Genomic DNA, 8547 nt, shown 5'->3' with positions numbered 1-8547 from the left:
TCCTATCAAGTCATGCAGGCCGGCCCGGCGCGATCATTCAGATGACGCCCGGCCGCAGCCGACACTTCGAAACCAAGACAGCCAGCGGCGTCAGATACGCGCGTGAGTCAGACCGCGACCAGGCCCACCAAGCCAATCACTGATACGCCCCTCGCTAGCGCTCGGTGCTACTCAACCAACGGATCTTGGGGCTACTCGACCAACGACCGATCCGCTATTTGGCGGTACGCCGCAGCGGGCTGGCCTCGGCCGCGGCGGCGTACGCCTCGGCGGTGTAGAGCATCCACGAGTGGCGGCCGGCGGTGGAGCCGGACGCCCAGCCGCGCAGGTTCGACTCGTACTCCGAGCGCAGCGCGAGGTGGGCGGCCTCGGGGACGATCAGCGACTTCTCGTCGACGCCGCGGGCGACGAGCACGAGACGCTCGACGGCGCGGGCCACGATGCCGTTGTGCGACGGGAAGGGTGCGGCCGTGGCGAGGTCGGCGTGCACGATCGCGGCGACACCCAGCGCGGGCGCGTCCAGCGCACCCTGCAGCAGCGAGGCGACGGCCCTCAGCGTCGAGGCGGACTCCGCGTCCCGCGGGCGCCCCAGGCGGTCGGCGGGCAGTGAGGAGCCGGCCGCCAGCGCGTGGATCCGCGCCAACGCCTGCAACGGCTGGCTCCGCAGGGCGGGCGCGAGACCGAGCAGCTCGGTCGAGAGCCGCACCGCGTCCGAGGCGATCTCGTCGCCCTCGCCGGCGCGCACCTGGGCCAGGTCCGAGGAGGATCCCTCCAGCACCGCCGACGCGGCAGCGCCGCGGAGCAGCGACTCGCCCGTCATGTCGGGGCCGGTACGCCGGAGCCCGCGGTCGCGCAGCACCACGTCGATGCCGTCCCGCGCCCCGGCGTACGCCGACGGGACGCCCTCGAGGGAAGAGATCCAGGCAGCGGTGTCGGACACGTTCACGGCGCCGATCCTACGGAGCCGTCTCCCGGGAATCGTCAGTCACTACGCGTAATCTGGACACACCATGGCCGACGAGAACCTCACCGAGCGCGCCCTCGCCGAACGGGCACTGTCCTTCGGCAGCGTCGCCGACGCGTACGACCGTGCCCGACCCGGCTACCCCCTCGAGGCCGCCGAGTGGCTGGTCGGCGGCGAGGCCCTGACCGTCCTGGAGCTGGGCGCCGGCACCGGCAAGCTCACCGAGCAGCTGCTCGCCCTCGGCCACGACGTGCACGCGACCGAGCCCGATCCGGAGATGTTCGACCGGCTCACCCAGCGCTTCCCGGAGATGCGGGTCACCCAGAGCACGGCCGAGGAGATCCCGGTCCCGGACTCCTCGATCGACGTGGTCGTCGTCGGGCAGGCCTACCACTGGTTCGACAAGGAGCGCGCTCTCCCCGAGATCGCCCGCGTGCTCAAGCGCGGCGGCTACCTCGCGCTGGTCTGGAACCTGCGCGACGAGCGCATCCCGTGGGTCAAGCGCCTCGGCCGGATCGTCGGCCGCCACGAGCAGGAGATGGCCGGCCCCGACGAGGCGCTCGAGGCGTCGCCGTACTTCGGTCCGCACGACGAGGCCACCTTCAAGCACTGGCAGACCGTCGACCGCAACACGATCCAGGACCTCGCCCTGTCGCGCTCCAACATCTCCACGCTCCCCGCGGCCGGGCGCGAGGCCAAGATCCGCGAGGTCGTGGAGTTCTACGACGACTTCGGGCGCGGGTACGACGGCATGCAGCTGCCCTACCTCACCACGTGCTACCGCGCGATGGTCGCCATCAAGCCGCACCGCGCCACCGCGCACCCGCTCATCGCCGAGGGCACCGAGCGCGAACGGATCGTCGAGGACGCCGACGCGACGGGCCAGCTCACCGCCGTGCGCCCGTCGTACCTCGGTGAGGACACGGTGCCGATCAGCCAGGACTACACGACCGGCAGCCTGCCCGCCCAGGGCGTGCCCGGGCTCGTCGAGCCTGCGTCCATGGACGACTCCGGGGTCATCCTGATCAACTTCCGCTGAGTCGAAGTCCGCAGCCCTGCTGCTGACCTCTTTCAGGTTCTTGCAGTGCAAGAACCTGAAAGAGCGGTCGCGATTGCGACCCAATTCGGTACGGGCATCATCCGATCGCTCGGCTGCATCGGGTAGCCGACCAATCGCATGTGGGGGATCGATGAACTTCAAGAACCGCGTCGTGACGGCGGCGTTGAGCACAGTCATTGTTGTTGGATCATTGGCGGGACCGGCGATCGCGGCTGGGCAGTCCGACGCAAGTGTGGGAGTCGGTACTTCTGTGTTGCAGGGCGCGCGGCCCACCAGCCCGCGAATCGCAGCGATGAAGCCCGAGGGAATCCAAGCGCATTTCAACGACGAGGGTCGTCATGGAGTCCTGGTGATGTGGGATCTCATTGGCGGCGACGGCGGAACCGTGCAGTACAACACGATCAAGCTTGTGCCACTCAACGGGTGCACGTGCAAGACCTACACGCGGCAGTGCAACTGCATCTACATCCCCTACAAGGACTTCCCGCGCCGTAATTCCGCGTTCAGGATCAGGATCACCGCGCACGGCTGGGACGGCAGCGCCTCGACCGGGACGACGTGGCTCAAGGCAGCGGTTCGCAGATACAAGGTGTCGGTTCGGCAACAGGCGAGGGCGACCGCCTTCGCGCAGTCCTGCCTGCAGAAGGGCGTGTCAGCCGCAGTCACGATTGCGGAAGGCGGAGGAGTCGTGAAGGCAGTTTCATACTTCATCCCCGGAGCCGGCGAAGTGAAGATGGCCACGATCGCGGCGGGTTCGATCTCTTCGGGGATCCTGAAGTACGTCCATTGCACCACTCCATGGTGAAGAGGCCTCGAGCCGAACGTGCGCCCGCAGACGGCGTGATTCTTCGCGCCACGCGATCTGCGGGAGCAGAGACAATCTGAACGCCATCGACCGTGGTTTGATGTTCGCAATCTTCGGGAAGGAACGGGCTATGTACGGCAGCATCGTCATGATCGTGATCGCATCCGTCGGGACGTTCGGGTTCACAAGCTCGTGGGTCGCTGGACTGGGTGCTGGACTCTTGACACTCGTGTTGATCCTCGCCTTCTCGGCCATCGGTCGCTTGCTTCGCGGTCATCGCTCGAGCAACTGAGCGTGTTAGCCATTCTCCGGAGATCCGAAATGAAGCGCACTTCGCAGTTGATGGTCGCGGCGCTCGGGGCGTCGATGGGGCTGGTCGGCCTGTCGGGATGCGGACAGCGCGATTCAACGCCGACACGCGACCAACTGTCCCAGGTCGCACAGTCGTACGAGGTCGCGCAGGCCACGGACGATGTCACCACCGCGTGCGCGCTGATGAGCCCCAGAATGCAACAGCAGGTCCTAGCAGTTGGTGGGCAGACGGATTGCCCGAGCCTTGGGCAGTGGCACAGGCTAAAGACCACGAGGACCGATGAGATGGTCGAGTCGCGTGTCGGTGAGTCGATGCTGACCATACGCCGAGAGACCAAAGTCGACGTCCAAACGACTGTGACGAGGCAAGGCACTCACGCTGCCACGCTGCAGACGACGTCGACGGTCAGTTACGTCGGTGGCAACGCGAAGACGCTTGCCTTTGTCTTCGGCGGCAAGCGTTCGCAGACGAAGACGGCGACACTCACGATGAAGTATGAGAACGATTCGTGGGTCGTCGACGCAGACACGTCCATGATGTCGCGGTACTGAGTCACAACAATCCAGAGCTTGTTCCACCGACACGCCGGCACGCGAAGTCTCAGGCCGAGGCGACGATCAGACCCGCGAGCAGAGCGTCCGCGCGACGGCAGACGAGCTCGACGACCGCGTCGTGGGTACCGATGACGTCGGCGACGACCGAGGCTCCGGCGGCCTCGGCCTGGTCGCGCGCACGGTCGGCGAAGAAGCCAGGCGCGAGGAGGTACGGCGACACCGCATCACCCGGTCGCACCACGTCGGCCACCCGCGGGCCCACGCCCGACAGCACGGCCACCCGGACGGTGCCGCCCCAGGAACGGGCGAGCAGCCGGCCCGCCTTGGCGATGTCGGCGACGGCGAGCGGGTCGTTGGAGCCGGCGGCCACCAGGACGACCGGCTGTCCACGACGGGCACCGGCGGCCTCCAGGCGCGCCACCTGAGCGGCGGCCAGCAGCGAGTCGGGGCCGAGCGCGGGGCCCAGGCGGAGGTCCCGACCACCGGACACGGCCTCGATCGCGGCCGGCAGGTCCACCCGCAGGTGGTAGCCGGTCGACAGCAGCAGCGGCACCACGACCCCCGCCTCCTCCGACGCCCCCACTGCGTCGGAGAAGAGCGGTGCGCAGAGCTCGACGTACGTCGCCTCCGCGGACAGGCCCATCCGCGCGCCGGCGACGGCGGTCAGCTCGCGAGCGACCTCGTTCCCGGCAGCGAGCCGGGTGCCGTGGGCGACGGTGAGGAGCCTCATGTCGCCACCGCGAGCCGGTAGCCGCGCTTGACGACGGTCTGGATGATCCGGGTGCCGAGGGCCGCGCGAAGGCGGGCCACGGCCATCTCGACGGCGTGCTCGGAGCCGGCGGTGCCGGACGGCAGGGCGGCGAGCAGGTCGCGCCGCGAGACGACGTTGCCGGGGTTGACCAGGAGCGCCTGCAGGACGGCGTACGGCGCCGGCGTCAGCCGGACCGCGACCCCGTCGATGAGCACGTCGTCGCCGTGCAGGAGCAGGGTGTGCCCGGCGACCTCGAGGGAGGTGCCGGAGGCGCGCGAGGGGAGCTCGGTCTCGAGCTGCTTGACCATCGCGGCGAGCCGCATGCGGTCGGGGAAGATCGTGGGGACGCCCCACATCTCGAAACCGGCGGCGGTGACCGGGCCGACACAGGCGGCGATGACGTCGGCCTGGAAGGCGCTGACGACCTCGTCGCGGTGGCCGGAGGTGACGGCCGCCTGCATGAGCGCGGCGACAGCGGGAGCGGCGGTGAAGGTGACCGCGTGGACGCGGCGGTGCGCGATGTCCTCGACCAGGCCGAACATCGGCTCGGGGTCGACCGCACCCTCGACGCGGTAGACGGTGACCACGTCGACCTCGGCGCCCTGACGACGCAGCGCGTGGGCGGCCATCGACAGCGACTGGCCGTGCTCCTGCACGACGATCCGCTTGCCGGTGAGGTCCTGCCCGCGCAGGTGCGCGAGCACGTCCTCGAGCTGCTCGGACTCGGGCGCCCACAGCTCGCGCAGGCCGAAGCGGCGCAGCGCGCCGACGCTCTTCGGACCGCGCGCCAGGATCACCGCGGAGGCCAGGTGCGCCTCGAGCCGGCTGAGCATCCCCCACCGCTCGGCGGCGTCGAACCACGACTTCAGGCCGATCCCGGTGGTCGCCAGGAAGATGTCGACCGGTCGCGCCAGCACGTCCTTCGTGGCGGTGCGCAGACCGTCCTCGTCGATGTGGTTCGGGTCGATCGACAACGCCGGGGCGTGCACCACCTCGGCCCCCCGACGTTCGAGGAGGGCGATCTGCTCGTCGGCCCGCCGGGTGGCGGTCACGCCGATGCGGAAGCCGTCGAGCGGGAGCTCGGGCGTGGTCACGACTCGATTGTCCCCTGTCGTGGCCCCACCACGACAACACCGTCGTCGACGCGCACCTGATAGGTCGGTACGACGACCGACGAGTCGTCCAGGCACAGGCCCGTGCGCAGGTCGTACTTCTGCTTGAGCAGCGGGCTGGCGATGAACGGGACGTCCTCGTCGACCCCGTCGACCGAGCGCGTCAGCGAGCCGACGATGCCTCGTGCCAGCACCGACGCGTGGGCGATCGGGTCGTAGTTCGACAGGGCGTACACCTGGTCGTCGTGCGTCCGGATCACGGCCAGCGCGCGGCCGTGGACCAGCGCGGTCACACCGCCCTCACGGTTGATCTGCTCCAGACGGCAGACGCTCTCCCACTCCTGCATCACGGTGCTCCTACCGGGATCATCGAGCCGAGCTCGACCGGGCCATCGGTCAACGCGGCCTGGATCTGGCCACGCTCCTCGCGGAAGGTGATGTTCGGGTCCGGCGTACCGGGGGCGTTCACGAACGAGACGAACCGCGACATCTTCTCCGGGTCCTCGATGGTGGCCTTCCACTCGTCGAAGTAGCTCCCGATGTGGGCCGCCATGGCCGACTCGAGCTCAGCACCCAGGCCGAGCGAGTCGTCGACGACGACCTCACGGACGCGGTCCAGACCGCCGATCTCGTCCATCCAGTACGCCGTGCGCTGCAACCGGTCCGCGGTCCGGATGTAGTACATGAGGAAGCGGTCGAGGTACGTGATCAGGTCGTCCTTGGACAGGTCGCCGGCCAGCAGCTGGGCGTGGGCCGGGATGGCGCCGCCGTTGCCGCCGACGTACAGGTTCCAGCCCTTGTCGGTGGCGATGATGCCGAAGTCCTTGGACCGGGCCTCCGCGCACTCGCGGGCACAGCCGGAGACGCCGCCCTTGAGCTTGTGCGGGCTCCGGAGACCGCGGTAGCGCAGCTCCAGCTCGATGGCCAGGCCGACCGAGTCCTGCACGCCGTAGCGGCACCAGGTCGAGCCGACGCAGGACTTCACGGTCCGCAGCGACTTGCCGTAGGCGTGGCCGGACTCCATGCCGGCGTCGACCAGGCGCTTCCAGATCGCGGGCAGGTCCTCCATGCGGGCGCCGAACATGTCGATCCGCTGGCCACCGGTGATCTTGGTGTAGAGGCCGTAGTCGCGGGCCACCTCACCGATCACGATCAGCTTGTCCGGGGTGATCTCGCCACCGGGGATGCGGGGTACGACGGAGTAGGTGCCGTTCTTCTGCAGGTTGGCGAGGTAGGCGTCGTTGGTGTCCTGCAGCGTGGCGTTGGAGCCCTCGAGCACGTGGTGGTTGAGCAGGCTCGCCAGGATCGAGGCGACCGTGGGCTTGCAGATGTCGCAGCCGCGGCCGGTGCCGTGCGCCTCGATGATGTCGTCGAACCGGTTGTAGCCGTGGATCGCGATGACGTCGAAGAGCTCCTGGCGCGTCATCGGGAAGTGCGCGCAGAGCGACTTGTCGACCGTCTTGCCCTCGGCCGCGAAGTAGTCCTCGACGATCTTCTTGACCGTGGGCTTGCAGGAGCCGCAGCTGCCGCCGGCCTTGGTGTGCGCGGTGACGCAGGCGGCGTCCGCACAGGGCGAGCCGTCGTTGAGGGTCGAGTCGTCGGCGATCGCGGCGACGATCTCGGCCTTGGTCACGTTGTTGCAGGAGCAGACCTGGGCGTCGTCGGGCAGACCCAGCTCCACACCGCCACGCGACGGCGGGAGGATCAGGTCCTCCGGGTTGTCCGGCAGCGTCATGCCGCTGGCGACCAGCGGGCGCAGGGCGCCGTACTGGCTGGCGTCACCGACCAGGATGCCGCCGAGCAGCTCGTAGCCGCCGTCGGGCTTCTCCTTGACGACCAGCTTCTTGTAGACACCGGCGACGGCGTCGGAGAAGACGACCTCGAGGCTGTCCTCGGTGTTGGCGAAAGCGTCACCGAACGAGGCGACGTCGACGCCGAGCAGCTTGAGCTTGGTGGACATGTCGGCACCGTCGAAGGTGCCCTCGCCGCCGAGGAGGTTGTCGACGACGACCTCGGCCATGTCGTAGCCGGGGGCGACCAGGCCGTACATCCGGCCGCCGGGCGCCGCGCACTCGCCGATCGCGTAGATGTGCTCGTCGCTGGTGCGGCACTGGGCGTTGACCAGGACGCCGCCGCGCTCGGCGATCTCGAGGTCCGCGGCGCGGCCGAGGTTGTCGCGCGGGCGGATACCGGCGGAGAAGACGACGACGTCGGCGTCGATCGGGTTGCGGTCCTTGAGCGCCAGACCGGTGACCTTGTCGGTGCCGAGGATGGCCTCGGTCATCGCACCGGTGTGGATGTTCAGGCCGAGCTTGTGGATGTGGCTGTTGAGCGTCGAGCCGGCGGCGTCGTCGATCTGGACCGCCATCAGCCGCGGCGCGAGCTCGACGACGTGGGTCTCCAGACCCAGCTGGTAGAGCGCGTTCGCGGCCTCCAGGCCGAGCAGGCCACCGCCGATGACGGCACCGATCTTGGCCTTCTTCGACGCCTTGCGGATCGCCTCGAGGTCCTCGATGGTCCGGTAGACGAAGACGTTCTTGAGGTCCTTGCCCGGCACCGGCGGGACGAACGGGTAGGCACCCGTCGCGAGCACCAGCTCGTCGTAGTGCAGGTCCTCGCCGGTGTTCAGGGTGACGATGCGGTGCTTCGGGGAGACCGCGATCGCCTCGACGTTGGTGCGCAGGGTGACCCGCGGGTCGGCGTACTTGCCTCCCGGCAGGTAGCTGAGCGCCTCGGCGCCGCGCTCGAAGAAGGAGGTCAGCGCGACGCGGTCGTACGCCGGGCGCGGCTCCTCGCCGATGATGGTGATGTCGTAGGTCTCGGTGAGTCCGCGCTCGATCGCCGACTCGACGAAACGGTGTCCGACCATGCCGTGACCGATCACGACCAGCTGCTTGCGAAGTGCCATCGCGAAGCCCCTTCCTTCTGCGTTGTCCCTATTCAAGGGACCGGGGGTTTCGCTTCCTTCGCCGTTGCCGACCCCGCAGG

Annotated in this window: 8 protein-coding genes; 3 read left to right on the top strand and 5 right to left on the bottom strand. The window is 68.9% G+C overall.

Features of this window, described 5'->3' with window-relative positions:
* Positions 1-214: 214 nt before the first annotated feature.
* A complete protein-coding gene (locus ACYVJ3_RS09545; protein ID WP_460852723.1) occupies positions 215-946 on the bottom strand; it encodes a Fic family protein in 732 nt (243 codons plus the stop codon).
* Between the two features lie 64 nt (positions 947-1010).
* Here ACYVJ3_RS09545 and ACYVJ3_RS09540 point away from each other — a divergent pair, with 64 nt between their 5' ends.
* From ACYVJ3_RS09540 to ACYVJ3_RS09530, 3 genes are all read left to right on the top strand, one after another.
* Positions 1011-2003, top strand: a complete 993-nt coding sequence (locus tag ACYVJ3_RS09540; protein WP_460852722.1) for a class I SAM-dependent methyltransferase — start codon at positions 1011-1013, stop codon at positions 2001-2003.
* Positions 2004-2154: 151 nt separating this feature from the next.
* Positions 2155-2829: a hypothetical protein gene (locus tag ACYVJ3_RS09535; protein WP_460852721.1), complete on the top strand. Its 675-nt coding sequence runs from the start codon at positions 2155-2157 to the stop codon at positions 2827-2829.
* Between the two features lie 321 nt (positions 2830-3150).
* Positions 3151-3693 carry a hypothetical protein gene (locus tag ACYVJ3_RS09530; RefSeq protein WP_460852720.1) on the top strand — a complete coding sequence of 181 codons (543 nt, stop codon included), beginning with the start codon at positions 3151-3153 and terminating at the stop codon, positions 3691-3693.
* 49 nt (positions 3694-3742) lie between these two features.
* On the opposite strand, the gene ACYVJ3_RS09525 is transcribed toward ACYVJ3_RS09530, so the two are convergent.
* Genes ACYVJ3_RS09525 through nirB form a run of 4 tightly spaced genes read right to left on the bottom strand, consistent with a single transcriptional unit; the run spans position 3743 to position 8467 of the window.
* Complete coding sequence (locus ACYVJ3_RS09525) at positions 3743-4426, bottom strand: sirohydrochlorin chelatase (RefSeq protein ID WP_460852719.1); 684 nt, start codon at positions 4424-4426, stop codon at positions 3743-3745.
* Positions 4423-5541 carry a uroporphyrinogen-III synthase gene (locus ACYVJ3_RS09520; RefSeq protein ID WP_460852718.1) on the bottom strand — a complete coding sequence of 373 codons (1119 nt, stop codon included), beginning with the start codon at positions 5539-5541 and terminating at the stop codon, positions 4423-4425. Before ACYVJ3_RS09520 ends, ACYVJ3_RS09525 begins: the two co-directional genes overlap by 4 nt.
* Complete coding sequence (gene nirD, locus ACYVJ3_RS09515; protein ID WP_460852717.1) at positions 5538-5906, bottom strand: nitrite reductase small subunit NirD; 369 nt, start codon at positions 5904-5906, stop codon at positions 5538-5540. The genes ACYVJ3_RS09520 and nirD overlap by 4 nt, the downstream gene beginning before the upstream one ends.
* Positions 5906-8467, bottom strand: coding sequence for a nitrite reductase large subunit NirB (gene nirB / locus ACYVJ3_RS09510; RefSeq protein ID WP_460852716.1), 2562 nt, complete (start codon positions 8465-8467; stop codon positions 5906-5908). Before nirB ends, nirD begins: the two co-directional genes overlap by 1 nt.
* Positions 8468-8547: the final 80 nt, after the last annotated feature.

The sequence above is a fragment of the Nocardioides montaniterrae genome (assembly GCF_054782655.1).
The sequence above is the reverse complement of the archived record's forward strand: the minus strand, read 5'-3'. Positions and strand labels throughout refer to the sequence as shown.